Annotated in this window: 17 protein-coding genes; 10 read left to right on the forward strand and 7 right to left on the reverse strand. The window is 48.0% G+C overall.

What is annotated here, in order from left to right; all coding sequences use genetic code 11:
• Positions 1–91 precede the first annotated feature (91 nt).
• Positions 92–973, forward strand: a complete 882-nt coding sequence (locus KJY73_RS07745) for a 6-carboxytetrahydropterin synthase (RefSeq protein WP_214342329.1) — start codon at positions 92–94, stop codon at positions 971–973.
• Positions 966–1,763, forward strand: coding sequence for a M23 family metallopeptidase (locus KJY73_RS07750; RefSeq protein WP_214342331.1), 798 nt, complete (start codon positions 966–968; stop codon positions 1,761–1,763). The genes KJY73_RS07745 and KJY73_RS07750 overlap by 8 nt, the downstream gene beginning before the upstream one ends.
• A gap of 10 nt (positions 1,764–1,773) precedes the next feature.
• Here the strand turns inward: KJY73_RS07750 and KJY73_RS07755 are convergent, their stop codons facing one another.
• The 3 genes from KJY73_RS07755 to KJY73_RS07765 form a co-directional block, all read right to left on the reverse strand.
• Complete coding sequence (locus KJY73_RS07755) at positions 1,774–1,968, reverse strand: YwbE family protein (RefSeq protein WP_214342333.1); 195 nt, start codon at positions 1,966–1,968, stop codon at positions 1,774–1,776.
• Positions 1,969–1,996: 28 nt separating this feature from the next.
• A complete protein-coding gene (locus KJY73_RS07760) occupies positions 1,997–2,215 on the reverse strand; it encodes a hypothetical protein (RefSeq protein ID WP_214342335.1) in 219 nt (72 codons plus the stop codon).
• A gap of 70 nt (positions 2,216–2,285) precedes the next feature.
• Positions 2,286–4,082 (reverse strand): M61 family metallopeptidase, encoded by a 1,797-nt coding sequence (locus tag KJY73_RS07765; RefSeq protein ID WP_214342337.1) that lies wholly within the window; start codon positions 4,080–4,082, stop codon positions 2,286–2,288.
• 182 nt (positions 4,083–4,264) lie between these two features.
• Between KJY73_RS07765 and KJY73_RS07770 the strand changes: the two genes are divergently transcribed.
• From KJY73_RS07770 to KJY73_RS07785, 4 genes are all read left to right on the forward strand, one after another.
• Positions 4,265–4,948, forward strand: coding sequence for a flagellar brake domain-containing protein (locus tag KJY73_RS07770; RefSeq protein WP_214342339.1), 684 nt, complete (start codon positions 4,265–4,267; stop codon positions 4,946–4,948).
• Between the two features lie 37 nt (positions 4,949–4,985).
• Positions 4,986–5,447, forward strand: a complete 462-nt coding sequence (locus tag KJY73_RS07775; RefSeq protein WP_206595751.1) for an Mpo1 family 2-hydroxy fatty acid dioxygenase — start codon at positions 4,986–4,988, stop codon at positions 5,445–5,447.
• 135 nt (positions 5,448–5,582) lie between these two features.
• Complete coding sequence (locus KJY73_RS07780; RefSeq protein ID WP_214343307.1) at positions 5,583–6,665, forward strand: sensor histidine kinase; 1,083 nt, start codon at positions 5,583–5,585, stop codon at positions 6,663–6,665.
• Complete coding sequence (locus KJY73_RS07785) at positions 6,649–7,467, forward strand: LytR/AlgR family response regulator transcription factor (protein ID WP_214342342.1); 819 nt, start codon at positions 6,649–6,651, stop codon at positions 7,465–7,467. The genes KJY73_RS07780 and KJY73_RS07785 overlap by 17 nt, the downstream gene beginning before the upstream one ends.
• Positions 7,468–7,548: 81 nt before the next feature.
• On the opposite strand, the gene KJY73_RS07790 is transcribed toward KJY73_RS07785, so the two are convergent.
• Complete coding sequence (locus tag KJY73_RS07790; RefSeq protein ID WP_214342356.1) at positions 7,549–8,229, reverse strand: TorF family putative porin; 681 nt, start codon at positions 8,227–8,229, stop codon at positions 7,549–7,551.
• Between the two features lie 230 nt (positions 8,230–8,459).
• Here KJY73_RS07790 and KJY73_RS07795 point away from each other — a divergent pair, with 230 nt between their 5' ends.
• Entirely contained in the window at positions 8,460–8,852 is a 393-nt protein-coding gene (locus tag KJY73_RS07795) for a DUF3718 domain-containing protein (RefSeq protein WP_214342358.1), read from the forward strand.
• Positions 8,853–8,959: 107 nt separating this feature from the next.
• On the opposite strand, the gene KJY73_RS07800 is transcribed toward KJY73_RS07795, so the two are convergent.
• A complete protein-coding gene (locus tag KJY73_RS07800) occupies positions 8,960–9,961 on the reverse strand; it encodes an ATP-dependent 6-phosphofructokinase (protein ID WP_214342360.1) in 1,002 nt (333 codons plus the stop codon).
• A gap of 148 nt (positions 9,962–10,109) precedes the next feature.
• Between KJY73_RS07800 and KJY73_RS07805 the strand changes: the two genes are divergently transcribed.
• The 3 genes from KJY73_RS07805 to KJY73_RS07815 all read left to right on the forward strand — a co-directional run bounded on the left by KJY73_RS07805 (position 10,110) and on the right by KJY73_RS07815 (position 13,072).
• Positions 10,110–10,949, forward strand: a complete 840-nt coding sequence (locus KJY73_RS07805; RefSeq protein ID WP_214342363.1) for a DUF6279 family lipoprotein — start codon at positions 10,110–10,112, stop codon at positions 10,947–10,949.
• The gene (gene lhgO / locus KJY73_RS07810) at positions 10,946–12,148 is read left to right on the forward strand and encodes an L-2-hydroxyglutarate oxidase (protein WP_214342366.1); all 1,203 of its coding nucleotides are present in this window, start codon (positions 10,946–10,948) and stop codon (positions 12,146–12,148) included. Before KJY73_RS07805 ends, lhgO begins: the two co-directional genes overlap by 4 nt.
• Before the next feature lie 96 nt (positions 12,149–12,244).
• The gene (locus KJY73_RS07815) at positions 12,245–13,072 is read left to right on the forward strand and encodes a pirin family protein (RefSeq protein ID WP_214342369.1); all 828 of its coding nucleotides are present in this window, start codon (positions 12,245–12,247) and stop codon (positions 13,070–13,072) included.
• 18 nt (positions 13,073–13,090) lie between these two features.
• On the opposite strand, the gene KJY73_RS07820 is transcribed toward KJY73_RS07815, so the two are convergent.
• Entirely contained in the window at positions 13,091–13,384 is a 294-nt protein-coding gene (locus KJY73_RS07820; protein ID WP_214342372.1) for a hypothetical protein, read from the reverse strand.
• Positions 13,381–15,033: a response regulator gene (locus tag KJY73_RS07825; protein WP_214342373.1), complete on the reverse strand. Its 1,653-nt coding sequence runs from the start codon at positions 15,031–15,033 to the stop codon at positions 13,381–13,383. The genes KJY73_RS07820 and KJY73_RS07825 overlap by 4 nt, the downstream gene beginning before the upstream one ends.
• Positions 15,034–15,058 lie beyond the last annotated feature (25 nt).

Consider the following 15,058-nt stretch of genomic DNA (forward strand, 5'->3'; position numbering starts at 1 on the left):
GACCTTTTGTTATACCGGTCTGACCTGTGCTTTTACAACGGCCCGTTTAGGGCCTTATAATGTCATGTGTTTTTGTTAAGTGTCCCTCCTGATGCAACTATTTGTAAATGACCTCACCGTAATGGACTTCTCGTACTTATGCCCACGTCGGGGCATGGTTGGCGAAAGCTGGATTGTGGATGTAATTCTGGACGGCGGCCTGAACGAAGAAAGCATGGTGCTGGACTTCTCTAAGGTGAAAAAGCAACTGAAGCGGCTGATTGACGAGCATGTTGACCACAAGCTGCTGGTACCGGCAGAACACCAGTATGCCAAGGTCAAGCACGATCCGCTTACCGACCAGGTTAATCTGGACTTTCTGCGCCCGGATGGACGTTCCATACATCTGCACTGTCCGCCGGAAGCTTACGCCTTTATTTATTCCGAAGAAGTGACTATGGACTCGGTGAGTCAGTATCTTAAAGAGATTATTGCCACTGAGCTGCCGGATAACGTGCAAGGCTTGACCCTGATGCTTCGCGAAGAGCGGATTGATGAGCCGTATTACCATTACACCCATGGCCTGAAGAAGCATGACGGCAATTGTCAGCGCATTGCCCATGGTCACCGCTCGCGGGTTAAAGTAACAAAAGATGGCCAGCCATGTAGAGAGAGTGCCGCGTATTGGGCGACACGTTGGCAGGATATCTATATCGGCACCCGCGAAGATATGGCCGAACGTGCGGCACTGCATTTATCTGAGCATGCCGAGGCATTGGATTTTTCTGAGCATTACTTGTTTGCCTATGAGTCCTCCCAGGGGCTGTTTGAACTGGTGATCCCCAAAGCCGAATCGGATCTCATCGATACCGACTCCACGGTGGAATGCCTGGCCCAGTTTATGGCGGATGAGCACAAACGCCTGGCACCAACTCATGACTATCAGGTATTTGCCTTTGAAGGCGTGGGTAAGGGAGCTATCGCTTATGCCTAAGGCCTGGGTGCTGTTGCTGGCCCTTGGTAGCTTTTACGCTTATACACTGGAGCTTAGCGGTCCAAAAGTGCAAGGCACCTTGCTACGCGGTGAGGTGGCCGCCGGTACTCAGGTTGCGCTAAATGGTGAGCCGGTCAAAGTCTCGCCTGACGGCAAATTTGTTATCGGCTTTGGCCGTGATGCGGCGCTGGAAAACACCCTTACCCTGACCGGTGAAGATGGTGTGCAGCAATGGCCCGTGACGCTGAGTGCCAGAGAATACGACGTACAGCGTATCGAAGGGGTTGAACAAAAATATGTATCTCCGCCAGCCTCTGTGACCGAACGCATCGCTAAGGATAACCGCCAGATAGCCAAAGCACGGGCGGTTACCAGCGACAGACTGGATTTCTGGCAGAGTTTTATTTGGCCAGCGCAAGGGCGTGTATCCGGTGTATATGGCAGTCAGCGGGTATTCAATGGGGTGCCCAAACGCCCGCATTTCGGCTTGGATGTGGCAGGTCCCGTGGGTACTGATGTGGTGGCTCCCGCCGATGGGGTGGTGACCCTGTTTGTGCCGGACATGTATTACTCAGGCGGTACGCTGATCATTGACCATGGCTATGGGGTGTCATCAACCTTCATCCATTTATCTAAAAGTCTGGTCAGTGCCGGTGATGAGGTTAAACAGGGGCAGAAAATCGCGGAAATCGGTAAAACCGGCCGTGCCACGGGGCCACATCTGGACTGGCGTATCAATTGGTTTGGTGAACGAATCGATCCACAACTGCTGGTGCCACCCCGTCAGTAACTGCGGGGTGTCAGGCAATAATTTGTTTTACCCGGCCCACTTCTCCTGACTCCAGACGCACCTTGATACCATGGGGATGGTTTGGCGAGTTGGTCAGAATATCTTTTACTACACCCTGAGTGAGTTTGCCGCTGCGCTGGTCTTGTTTCAGCACGATGGCCACTTCCAATCCTTTCTTGATATTGGCTCTTAGGTTTCCGCTCATTTCATCCTCCAAAGCATAAATGCGTGGCCTAATTGATTTCCCGGCCATTGTGTCTGGCAGCCAAATCGTCCAGTTCGCTACTGGTAGCGTCAAAGCCGCCGGCGGCATATTCATAGCTGACTTTTACGCTGTCTGCACCGCGATAGAAGCGTGCATCTACCTCTGCCACAGGCCAGTGCCTGAGGGAATTTAGAAAACGATAGGCGTCTTGCTCTGAATCAAATTGATAGGCTATCTGTACTTGCATGGTCTCTTTTGCGATTCGCTGATGTGTCCCGCCTCGGCCAAGGCGGGATGGCATCATACTTGGTTAAGCGCTACTGTCCGATCACTTTTTGCCAATTTGCGCTGAGCTTGGCATCCTGCTCGCCGAGCTCAACCACGTAATGCGGCGCGGAGCTGGGGACAAGCCTTAGCGCATGGAGCTGTTGATGGCGAAACAGGTGCAAAGTGATGGGCTGGTCGAGTGGCTGATTTTGCAACAGCGAAAGCAGATTGGCTGCATCCAGTTTCATCCCATCCAGAGCAATCAAAATATCCTTGGCACAGACGCCAGCCTGTTCGGCGGGGGAGTCTTCCAGCACCATCAGCACTTCCAGACCCAAAGGATGAGCACGATATTGAAAGCCCAGGTAAGGGGAATGTTCATTGCTTTCTGCCGCCAGTAAGTCGTTAGGACGCGGTGTACCTCGGCTAACTTTTACACCCACTTGTGCAAGCAAATCGTCCAGCTCAAGCCGCTTATTGCTGTGCAGTATGTCTTTGAATGCTGCACTTTGGTCATTACCACAGAATTGATTCAGCAAGCTGATAAAATCCTCTTCTGTGGTGCCTTGGCCGGTTTGCCCAAATTGTTGCCACAGTGCTCGCATCACATCATCAAGACTGTGTTTACCCTGGCTTTGCTGGCGGATGGTCAGATCCATCCACAGGGCCACCATTGCACCTTTGGTGTAGTAGCTAACAATATTGTTCACTGCATCTTCGCCTTGCTGATAAAAACGCGTCCAGCTGTCAAAACTGGAGTCGGCGACCGATTGTTTAAGCTCGCCTTGGCCGCGCTGCACCCGGGTCAGGGTTTTACTTAGCAATGCCAGATAATCACCAAAAGCAATGAGGCCGGTGCGATACAGGCTCAAATCGTCATAGTAAGAGGTAATGCCCTCAAATGCCCATAATTGGCTGGTATGATTCTCCTGGCCCAGTTTCGGCGCGATTAATTCCTGGGGCTTGATACGACAGACATTCCAAGCATGAAAATACTCGTGTGAGGCCAGTGATAAGAAGGTTTTGTAGCCCTCTGTCAATTCATTCGGGCGTTGCTGGTTGGGAAAGTCAAAGTTTGAACACAGCAGGGCGGTGGAGTTGCGATGTTCCAGGCCGCCAAAGCCCTCAGGCAAAATATTGGTTAAAAACCAGTATTCACTGAAAGGCGCCTTTTTGTTTTTTGGGTCAAACATACGAATGTGCAATTCGCACAACTTGGTTAGATCGCGAATAAGCCGGGCATGGTCAGCATAATGTTTGCCAGTTAATATCAGGTGATGAGGAATGCCCAATACCTCAAATTCCAGGGCATCGAAGTTACCCATTTCCACGGGGCAATCAATCAGCTGTGCGTAGTTGCTAGCTTGATAATTGCCAAATGCGTATTTATCTGTGCCATTCGCGCGGCTAAGGCCGGTCGCTACTCGCCAATGGGGCTGGTCTTCAGGACACAGCAGTTTCAGTCTGTGTGAACAGTCAGAAAGTTCTTCCACCTGTAAAAACAAACTAGTGCCATTAAAGAACCCGCGATTGTCATCCAGATACGCCGTGCGAACTGAACTGTCAAAGGCATATACCTGGTAGTTCAGCGTGCAGGCTTTACCACCGCTATGCAGTGTCCAGCGCTGTTTATCCTGTTTATTCAGAGTTAAAGGTGCACCACTTTGGGGGCACGTCGCATTAATGCTGACAATATGCTTGGCAAAATCGCGAATCATGTAGGAGCCAGGTATCCAGGCGGGCAGACTGATATTCAATACCTGCTGTGAATGGGCCGGAATATCCAGCCTTACCTGAAATAAATGACGTTTGCGTAGGCTGATGTCAACCTGATAATCAAGATGCATGACGGGTAAACCTTATACTGTCGGGCTTGTGGCAGCTAATTCGTTATTGATTGAGCGTTGTGTTTGTCGCGACATAGGGCTACATTGGTGAGTAAGCCAGCGTGACGTTGCTGCTGACACATATTATGCTTTCTAAATCATAAAGATAAAATCTAATCTGGTAGGCCTCAGCGGTTGAATACATGGCAATTTTAAATGAAAAAGTAGGGCTATCGAATTCCGATTTACGCAAGTTGCGTTCTATGCGACCTGGGATGGTCCTCGATGTTCAAGTCAAATCACCGAATGCTGCCAAGCGAGTGCGCACAGAGTTTGTAGGAATGGATGGTACGCGCTGTATTATTTTGCGCTACCCGGACGAAGCCAAATGGGGCAATCTGAAAGACGCCATATACACTGACAACAGTATTATTGTGCGTTTTATCCTGGAAGATGAAACCGGCGAAGTCATTGCGTTTAAAAGTCGTATCTTGCTAGTTGCCACAAAACCGACGCAATTGGTGTTTATCAGCTTTCCTATGGCTATCCAGAATCAGGGGCTGCGCTCGGATAAACGAACCAGTACCCGCACGCCGGTTGAACTGGCCGATGGTGAAACTGGTGGCCCTTTGTTTGATGGATTGGTGCTGGATATTTCTGCCAGTGGTTGTCGGGTCGGGGTGAAAAGAGCCGTTCAGGGCGAGAGTAAACTGACGGGCAAGAATCTGATGCTATCGATTCGCCCCCAGAAGGACAGTGTTTATCGCCTCAAAGGGCAGGTGATGAACCACAAGACAGATGAATTGCACCATTATTATGGCATCAAGTTTGAACCGGGTGATGAACAGATTACCCCGCTATTGTCTGAAATACTTATAGACTTCTAGGCAAGGTAACGCTTGCCAGCGAAAAAGGAGCGAAATAATGCGACAGATAGATGTGTTACTTAGGGAATATGGTGAAAGCCATACCAACAAAACCAACATACTGATCCACGCTATTGCAGTACCGACCATTTACTTTGTGACTGTTGGTCTGCTTTGGTCAATTCCTGTGCCTGACTTTATCGATTATTTCGGGGCGACCTGGGCGCACGTATTAATGATCCCCACCTTGTATTACTACTTTAAATTATCCGGGCCTATTGGTGCGGCAATGACACTGTTATCCATACTGGTATTCCTGGGCATAAAAATACTGGTGCTGTTGAATATCTCTGTGTGGCAATTCTGCCTGGCCTTGTTTGTTGTGATGTGGATACTGCAATTTATCGGTCATCATATTGAAGGTAAAAAGCCTTCATTCTTCAAAGATTTGCAGTTTTTGCTGGTTGGGCCAGCATGGTGGTGGGTGCATTGGCTAAAAAGAATGAATATTAGCTACTAGTCACACCGCTGTGGGCTTGACGATACGCTTTTGCAACATGCGGCGGATGACGTCAGGCTCACGACCAGCAGCCTCTGGTCTTTTGACTAAAGCCGTATAATTCAAGTGGTTGTTCTTTCCTGAGAGTTAGGTTTGATTCAAGGGCTGAAATTATTTGACGACAGAGAGCGTCAATTCTGGGTACTGCATACCGGGGGCTGGGTTGGCTTTGCGCTGATCTATTACCTTGGCTCATTTCTGCATGATATGCGCAGTATCTGGTTGTTTGTGATTTTGCTGAATGCCTACGCTGGCTGGCTGATAACCATTCCACTGCGCTATGTGTTCAGAAGGTTATGGCGTCTGCAAACTTGGCAGATGTTATTGGCTGCCTTGGTTTGCTCCTATTTAGTGGGTGTGATCTGGGCGGTAATAAAAAACATTAACTACTGGGAAATCTATAAACATGGCTATCGGCCTGACGAGTGGATTTTCTATTTTTCCAACAGTGTAAACTCATTCCTGGTGATTGTTTGCTGGAGCGTGCTGTATTTCGGCATCAAGTATTATCAGTTGTTGCAACTGGAAAAGCAGAATGCGTTGAAAGCATCAACCATGGCTCACCAGGCGCACCTGAAGATGTTGCGTTATCAGCTTAATCCGCACTTCTTGTTTAATACCCTAAATGCCATTTCGACCTTGGTATTGATTAAAGAAAATGACACCGCCAATGCCATGGTGTCGAGGCTCAGTGACTTTTTGCGCTACTCATTGGATAAAGATCCCATCAAGAAAGTGCCGCTTGAGCAGGAAATACAGGCTATCGAGATGTATCTTGATATAGAAAAAGTGCGTTTCGAAGATAGACTGACGGTCAGTTGGGATGTGGCTGGTGAGGCGTGCGAAGCGCTGGTGCCTAGCTTGATTCTGCAACCTATTATTGAAAATGCCATTAAGTATGCCATCGCCAAAACCGAGCAGGGTGGTCAAATTAGCATCAGTGCCAAGGCGTTCGGCCGGGATTTACTTATAGAAGTGACAGATAACGGGCCGGGTGCGGATATTAGCAACGGTCAGTTGCAACGACACGGCGGTGTTGGCCTGTCTAACATTAGAGAACGATTGCAATCTTTGTATGGTAGTAACTTTTCCTTCGTTATTGCCCATAATGCACCGTCGGGCGTAAAAGTCAGTATCAGAATTCCTTATCAGGTAGGTCAGGATGCAAACCAAGATTAAAACCATTATTGTCGATGATGAACCCCTAGCACGACGTGGCCTGGCAGTTCGCTTGGCTGACTTTGCCAACATCGAACTGCTGGACGAATGTAAAAATGGCGTGGAAGCGGTTGATAAAATCAGCAAGCTGCAGCCAGATCTGGTGTTTATGGACATTCAGATGCCCGGTTTAAACGGCTTCCAGGTGATTAATGAGTTGCGCGAGAAGCAGCGCACTTTGCCGCTGATTGTGTTTGTCACGGCTTATGATTCTTATGCCATTAAGGCCTTTGATGTGCATGCACTGGATTATGTTTTAAAGCCAGTGGATGAGAGACGCTTAAAAACGGCGGTAGACAAGGTCAGTCAAGTGCTGGCTCTGCGTCAGGATGGTACACAGAAAGACAAATTAGCGCGTTTGGTGGCTGATATTACCGGCGATGATTGTGAAGAGATCCTGAGGCGATTGGCCGATGGTCAGCCCATTAGTCAGTATGCCGATATTCTGGCGATTAAAGACGGCAATGAAGTTACCCGCGTACCGGTTAACGATATTCAGTGGATAGATGCGGCAGGGGATTATATGTGTGTGCATGCCGGCGGTGGTACGCACATTATGCGCCGCACTATGAAAGAGCTGGAAGAAGAGTTGGATCCGCGACGTTTTGTCAGAGTACACCGCAGCGCAATCGCCAATATTCAGTATGTGAGTAAATTGGTCAGCCATGTGAGTGGTGAATACCACCTGGTTCTACAAAACGGCACTGAATTAAAAGTCAGCCGTAGTCACAGAGACAGAGTGAAATCCATGATTCATCAATAATTGCCTTTGCCGCTGACAAGGCGGCAGGGTAATTATTGCTAATGTTAACTGCCCTGATGGATGAATCCTCGGGCAGCTTCATTAGAACGTAAAGGTGCGACCTATAGTAAAAAGTACTTTAGTGTCACCATAGCTATCCAAGTCCGTGCCTTGCACACCAACCGACATATCTAATCCCCAGCGACTGAAGTTAGCTGTGGCTTGCCAGTGAATATAATCATCGTCACCCGCTTCCCATTGCCATTTGTCCTTATCCAAACTGGTGGATTTATCAATGCCCAATAGAATGGAAAATGAGTCGCTAACCTGAACATTGTGATTCAACATGACAATGTAATGGCCTGCTCCTGTGCCGAAATAGTCCCATGAATACCATAAATTAAACGAGGTATTACCTATTCCCCATTTCATATAAGCCTCGGGATAATTCCCCTCACTGCTATAACTGGCACCATGGTAAGTGTATTGGGCCAGGCCCACATCCAGGTTTAATGAGTCTGAAAGGTCAAGGTAGTAGCCGCCATAAATGTCTGCTTCAATCTTGGTGTCGTCACCAAAGTCCACATTAGAGCCCCATACCCCGGCGTACCAGCCATTTTGCGAAGCCCAGTCAACACTGCCTTGTAAGGCCGGTTTTTCGTCGGTTTGGCTCACGCCATTAAAGAGGTAATCCGATACCGCGGTGAGCGTTGCTGACCAGTCTGCCAAAGCCTGATGACTGACTAGCGGTAACATCAGCAACCAAAATCGGGTTGACTTCATCTTATTGGTTCCTAGTGAGTGTGCGAAACAGCGTTGAGACTGTCGATTTCAGTATAGTACAGGCTCGACCGATGCTAGTTCTTTAACCGATTTGTTTGAACAAAGAGGTTGCCTTTAGTTTGGTATGAGTTTCTATACATGGGTGCTTTCTTGCTAGTATTTTGAGTTAAATTTCATCTGTATGATGCGCGCCGTCAAGATTTGAAACTTCATTTAAGAGGCTGTAATTTATGAAAAAATCTGCTTTAGTTTTGCTCGGTTTGGCGTCATTGGCGGTATCTCCTTTGAGTGTTGCTGACATCAATGATGATTTGCAAAATATCTGCACAATTGTGAAAAACGACGACAAAGCCGAACTGCGTAAGAAAGTAAAGCAGGTTCAGGATGACTACAATCTGCGCCTGGGTGATTACTACGACGGTATCAGCTGTGGTGGTCAAAGCCTGATTCGTTATTCAATGGAGAACAACGCGGCAGAAGTGGGTACGTTCATGATCAAAAAGATGAGCAAAACCGACCTGCAAAAAGTTGAAAAAGACGGTATGGCGTTACAGCAATGGGCTGAAGCAAATGGTCATATTGCTACATCCATTGGTCAGGAACTGATTTCTCGTATTAGCTAAAAAGTTTTTGGGCGTCACTTGTCTGTGGTCTTGACGCCTCTAATCAGATAAGTGGCATGGCCCAATTTCCCTTGGCCCCGCGAGAGCGGGGCTTTTTTATTGCTTCACTAGTGGCTGTTCTTAACTAAATCGAACATTTCTGTTTGAATGTGCAGCAGGTAAGGGTCAAGAGATTTGGCTTTATCCCATGTTTGGCTGAAGGGTACTTCCACCACTTGTTGGTTTTGCTCACCAATCATAATGCCAGTCTTACCGCCAATTGCTGCCTCCACCGCATAAGCGCCAAGCTTGGATGCCAGGATCCTATCCAGGCTAACGGGCGAGCCGCCTCGTTGCACATGACCTAGAATAACAGGTCGACAGTCGATACCGGTTTTCTCTGCTAGTTGTTGAGCAAGATCTGCGCTACCTCCCGGCCATATATTTTCCGACACCACCATAATGTAGCTACATTTTCCGCGTATCTGCTGTGCGGTTTGGATATGCGCAACCAATTCGGTTAATTCCGGTAGTTGTTCGGTGCAAAGTTCAGGCAGCAAAACTTGCTCTGCACCTGAACACACGGCGGCGCTCAAACCTATAAAGCCTGCATGGCGTCCCATAACTTCTATCAGGAAAATGCGTTCAAAGGCGTCAGCAGTGTCTCGGACTTTATCAATGCTCTCCAGCGCTGTATCAATAGCGGTGTAATAACCAATGGTGGCGTCTGTGCCGTTAATGTCGTTGTCTATGGTGCCTGGCAAGCCAAGAATAGCGCCGGACCAGAAGCGACTCAGATGCACTGCACCATGAAACGAACCGTCACCGCCGATAATAATCAGCGCATCAATTTCCAATGCCTGTAAGTTCGCCGCCGCCTGCTGGCCACCTTGGTCCGTTTTAAATGGCTTGCAGCGGGCACTTTTTAAAATAGTGCCACCGCGTTGGATGATGTTATTTACATCACTAGTTTGCAGAATTTGATATTCCTGCTCTAACAAACCGTTAAATCCATGACGATAGCCAATGACTTCCAGGCCAAAGTAATGACCTGCCAGAACAATGGCTCGGATCGCGGCATTCATGCCGGGGGCGTCACCGCCAGAGGTTAATACAGCTATACGTTTCATCTCAGCTCCCTTGCGTTTTATGCCACTAGCATAAACCCCAGTATGACGCTGCCGCTAGTGCGTATGGATAACTTTCTCATGTTCGGTAACAACTTAACCGTTGTTTAACCATGCTCTGTTGCTAAACTCGCAAAAAAAAGGAGCGTTGATGGCAAGAGTTCTCGCGGCAATTTTGTTGGTACTGGGTCTTAGTGGCTGCTCTACCACTTTTGTATATAACAATCTCAATTGGTTAGTGCATTGGTATCTCGATGATTATGTCGATCTTAACCGTGCGCAGAAAAAGCACTTCGATAGCAAAATGGCTGATTGGTTGGTTTGGCATCGTAATCAGCAATTGCCACGTTATCTGGATGATTTACAAGCCCTGAAGCAGCAACTTGAGACTGGCGAAATGACAGTCCTTCAGTGGCAGGAAGTGTTTTCCCGAGGCCGTGGTCACTGGGCATCATTACTTAATTATCTTGCGCCTGACTTAGCAGACCTGTCATTGCTATTAACCGATGAGCAGGTGGAGTCATTGTTTACCGCGTTGGAAAAGCAGCAACTGAAACGAGAAGAGGAAAGAGAGGAATTAGCCCCGCAAGAGCGCTTGGAGCGAGATGTTGAGAACCGCCTGGAAGATTTGCAGGAATGGACGGGCAAGTTAAATTCCACGCAAAAGGCCGACGTGGCTAAATGGACGGAAGGATTCCAGTCCACCTTTGAAGCGCGGATGGCGTATCGTCGTGCTTGGCAAGCCGAGGCTAAACGTATGCTGTTGATGCGGGAAGACAATGAGTCATGGCGGCAGGGTTTTATTGAGCTTTTGGCGCGTCCACAAGTGTTTCAGTCCAATGAGTTGCAGTTGGCAGATCAGGCAAATCGCGAGCACTATGCCAATATGCTGGTCAGTATGAATTCACAGCTTAGCGAAAAACAAAAGCGCCACATACTGAAGGAAGTTCAAGCCCTTATTGACGATCTTACCGACCTGATTAGCCAATGAGTAAGACTCAGCAATATGACTTAATCATAGCCGGAGCGGGTATTTTAGGGGCTGCCAGTGCCTGGCAATACCTGCAACGCCGTCCTGGCAGTAAGGTACTGGTAATAGACAAAGAGTCACAGCCAGCCAGTCATCAAACCGGCCGCAATTCAGGTGTCGTACATGCCGGTGTTTACTATCCGCCTGGTAGTCTCAAGGCCCGTTATTGTCGTGAAGGACTGGAGCAAACAAAAGCCTTTTGTCAGCAGGAAAATATTGCTTGGTTGCAGTGCGGAAAATTGATCGTCGCGACGGATAGCGCTGAGATGTCAGGGTTAGCTGCTTTGCACTCACGCAGTCATGAAAATGGTTTATCGCCACAATGGTTGGATGCCGACGAATTAAAAAAACGAGAACCGGCAGTTAAGGGAATGGCGGGGATCTTTATTCAGGAAACCGCCATTACTGATTATCCAGGCATAACCCGCAGTATGCTGACAAAGTTTGAGAATGCCGGAGGCTGCATACAATTTAATCGCGAAGTAAATGAAATCACTGAACGTGAAGGCAATATTTTAGTCACCTGTGCAGATGGTCAATCTGTTGCTGCTACCCAGTTTTTGAATTGCGCAGGGCTGATGGCCGATCGGCTCATTGCCTTGCAGGGACTTAAGACGGACTTTCGTATCCTGCCATTTCGAGGTGAGTACTACCAACTTCCAGAAAAATATAATCAAATAGTTAATCATTTAATCTATCCTGTTCCCGATCCTCAACTGCCTTTTTTGGGGGTGCATTTAACCCGAATGATTGACGGTAGTGTTACGGTAGGTCCAAATGCGGTCTTGGCGCTCGCCAGAGAAGGGTATAGCTGGTCGGATGTAAACCTCAAGGACTGTTGGGATAGTTTTACCTACAAGGGCTTTTGGCCTTTGGCAAAACGATTCTGGCGAAGTGGTTTTAACGAATTTCAGCAGTCACTGCGCAAGTCAGAATACCTGAAACGGGTACAGAAATATTGTCCTCAAATCCAACTAGAGGATCTGCAGCCATACCGACATGGTGTGCGGGCGCAGGCTGTTACGGATAGTGGTGATTTGCTGCATGACTTCCGTTTTGTGCAAACCCATAACAGTTTACATGTGGGGAACGCGCCATCACCGGCCGCAACTTCGGCAATTCCCATTGCAAAAGCAGTGGTGGAAAAGCTGTTAGGATAGTTCACATATATCGAAAGATTTGATGGTTATGTTGCACTGTTTATTTACTCTTCATTCTTTTACATTGGGTTGAATCGGGTTTAATGAGTAGTGGCGATGCAAAGGCAAGTGAAACAACTGGTATCTGGTATCCAAACCCAGGATGGTGCTGGGGTATCTCTGACTCGAATTATTGGGCAGCCAGCGTTACCGCGTTTGGATCCATTTTTAATGCTGGATGAGTTTGGTTCAGACCAGCCACAAGATTATCTGGCGGGCTTTCCCCCGCATCCACATCGCGGTTTTCAGACTGTAACCTATATGTTGGCAGGTAAGATGGCGCATGCCGATTCGGTTGGCAATAAAGGCCTGATTGAAACGGGGGGCGTGCAATGGATGAATGCCGGGCGGGGCATTATTCATGAAGAAATGCCTCAGCAAACGGAGGGCTTATTGAGGGGCTTTCAGCTTTGGGTGAATTTGCCTGCGGCTGAGAAGATGTCTGCTCCTGGTTATCAGGATTTAGCGGCGGATAAGATCACCGAAATCACAGTGCAGCCAGGTATTAAAGCCCGGATTTTAGTTGGACGAGTGTTTGATGCAAAAGGACCGGTTACCACACAAGCCGTTAGCCCGCTGTTTGTCGATATTCATGCTGCGCAGGATGCTGAGTTAACTATTCCGGTTGACGTGGGGCATAACGCCTTTGTCTACCCCTATGAAGGTCGGATTCAAATTACAGACACAGCGGCGTTAAAAGGGCAGTTGGCCGTACTCAGTGACGGGGAAGAGGTCAATATTCGCATCAGTGCCGGAGCCCGTTTTATTCTCGTGACAGGCCGCCCTATAAACGAGCCCGTGGTGCAATATGGGCCTTTTGTTATGAACACTCAGGAAGAGATCCAACAGGCAATTCGTGACTATCAAAGTGGCAGGTTGGCGTAAACCAACCTGCTTGCTAACTCAATTCTGCTCTTCTTCGCGTTTGCGAGGCTCACCAATCGCCCGCTCATCACCTTTACAGATAGTGTCGTACTGATCACGGTAGTAGCGAATTTCCAGACAGGCCTCCTCGTAACGCTTTTTAGCGGTTAATGCCTGCTGAGGATGTTCTTTATCCATCATGATTTTGCGCCACTCGGCACATTGTTGTTCCTGTTGTTTAACCTCAAGAATGCGCTCGCAGGGTGCATCATTACTGGTGCATCCCATTGATAGACTGGCCAGAAGGACGGGAATAATGGCTTGATATTTCATCTGTGCTCCAGGTAACTTTTTACTTTGTCTTTAATACTGTCAAACTTGGTTTGATGGCTTTCGGGTAATCGCATTCCATCGACCATACGGTAGGTTTGACGACATTTCATAATGAGCGGTTGATCGGGCTTATGCATTTTTTCCATCAGCTTAATAAGACACTGCAACAGATTTAGCGCCACGCCGGTATTCATTGGTGCTAACTCCTGTGCGCTGAGGAAAGACTGATAAGCGGCTTCGTATTGTCCCTCGGCGTATTGCGATATGCCGGCTCGGTTGTACTTATTATAATTCTCTCTGATTTCGTTCTGACGGTGTTCAATATTGTTGATCAGGTATTGCAGGTTAGGATCAACCGGCAAATTGCTGCTACGCATTTCCATCAGTAATTGGCTGGCTTCCTCAAACTCACCTAAATCAGACATTAGGGTGAGTGAGTCAGGAGCCAGTGCCATGGGATATTCTTCAAAGCGCTGGCGCAGTTCATACTGGGTGGCATTTAATGCGCGTTTCGCTTCAAGTAATTTCCCATCGATAAGATTTATCCTGGCGCCAATCAGCTCCTCAAAAATATTGTAGTCAAAACTTTCCTTAGTACGGCTAAGCAACTCATCATTGCGATTACGCTGCAGTACCAGCATGGCTTCCTGGTGATAGCGATTGCGTATTTTCTTGTCTTCTGCCTTGGAGGCAGCATCCAAAATGCTGCGAACATAGTTGCATAGATGGGTAACGCTGCGATGTACCGATTTTTTGCTTTGTTCCAAAATGGCTTGGCAGCAGTTCTTGGCCATTTCAAAATCACCGGCGAGGCGGGCAATTTCGCAACCCAGAAATTGTCTTGTGAGTGAAAATGGTGCCAAGTTCAGGGATGTTTGAATGGTCTTTAATGCCTCGTCCAGTTCATTACGCTTAACTCTGCACTGGGCCATAATATCCAGGCCTTCTACCGCGTAGAGCTTTTGTGCCGCAACCCGGCTGGCTAATAACATGGCATCTGGAATGTTACCCAGATACAGATGCGTTCTTGCCAGAGCAATATTGATCCACGGGAGTGGCTTGGCATCGCTGATGGAGTTGAGCAATTGCAAGGCTTCTTCATTACGACCTTCGCGCCACAATAAATCCAGCAGAATCGACAGACAGTACTTGCTGTAGCGGTTGCCAGAACGAATCAGATTACGACATTCTTCAATCGCCGAGGCGTTATCGCCATCCATGATTTTCTGATAGATGTGCTGCAAGGTGTGGCGTTTTTGATACGCCTTGGCCAGACGATTATGCAGTTGTGACTGAGAAAATGGCTTGATGATATAGCCGTCGGGTTGTTTCTCGATGCTACCAAGAACCATAGGGCGGTCACTATCTGCACTGACCATCATGTAAATCGTGGTGGCTTTAACTAACTTGCGTACCCGTAACTCTTCAAGTAACTGATAGCCGTTCTTTTTGTCGCTGCCAAGATGCAAGTCGGAAATAATAATATCGAACTTTTCCTGACGGCAGGCCGCGACGGCAGATTCGCCGTTTTGCACTACTACCACTGATGTGGCACCCAGGTTATTCATAATACCGCGCAATAAAATAAGGAAAGGTCGTTGATCATCAACGACAAGTACGCGCTTGTTCAGATAGGAGAGGGTTGCCATCGTAGCCCGGGTTCTATACATCCAG

This window comes from Bowmanella yangjiangensis (genome assembly GCF_018531185.1).
GTDB classification, from domain to species: Bacteria; Pseudomonadota; Gammaproteobacteria; order Enterobacterales; family Alteromonadaceae; genus Bowmanella; species Bowmanella yangjiangensis.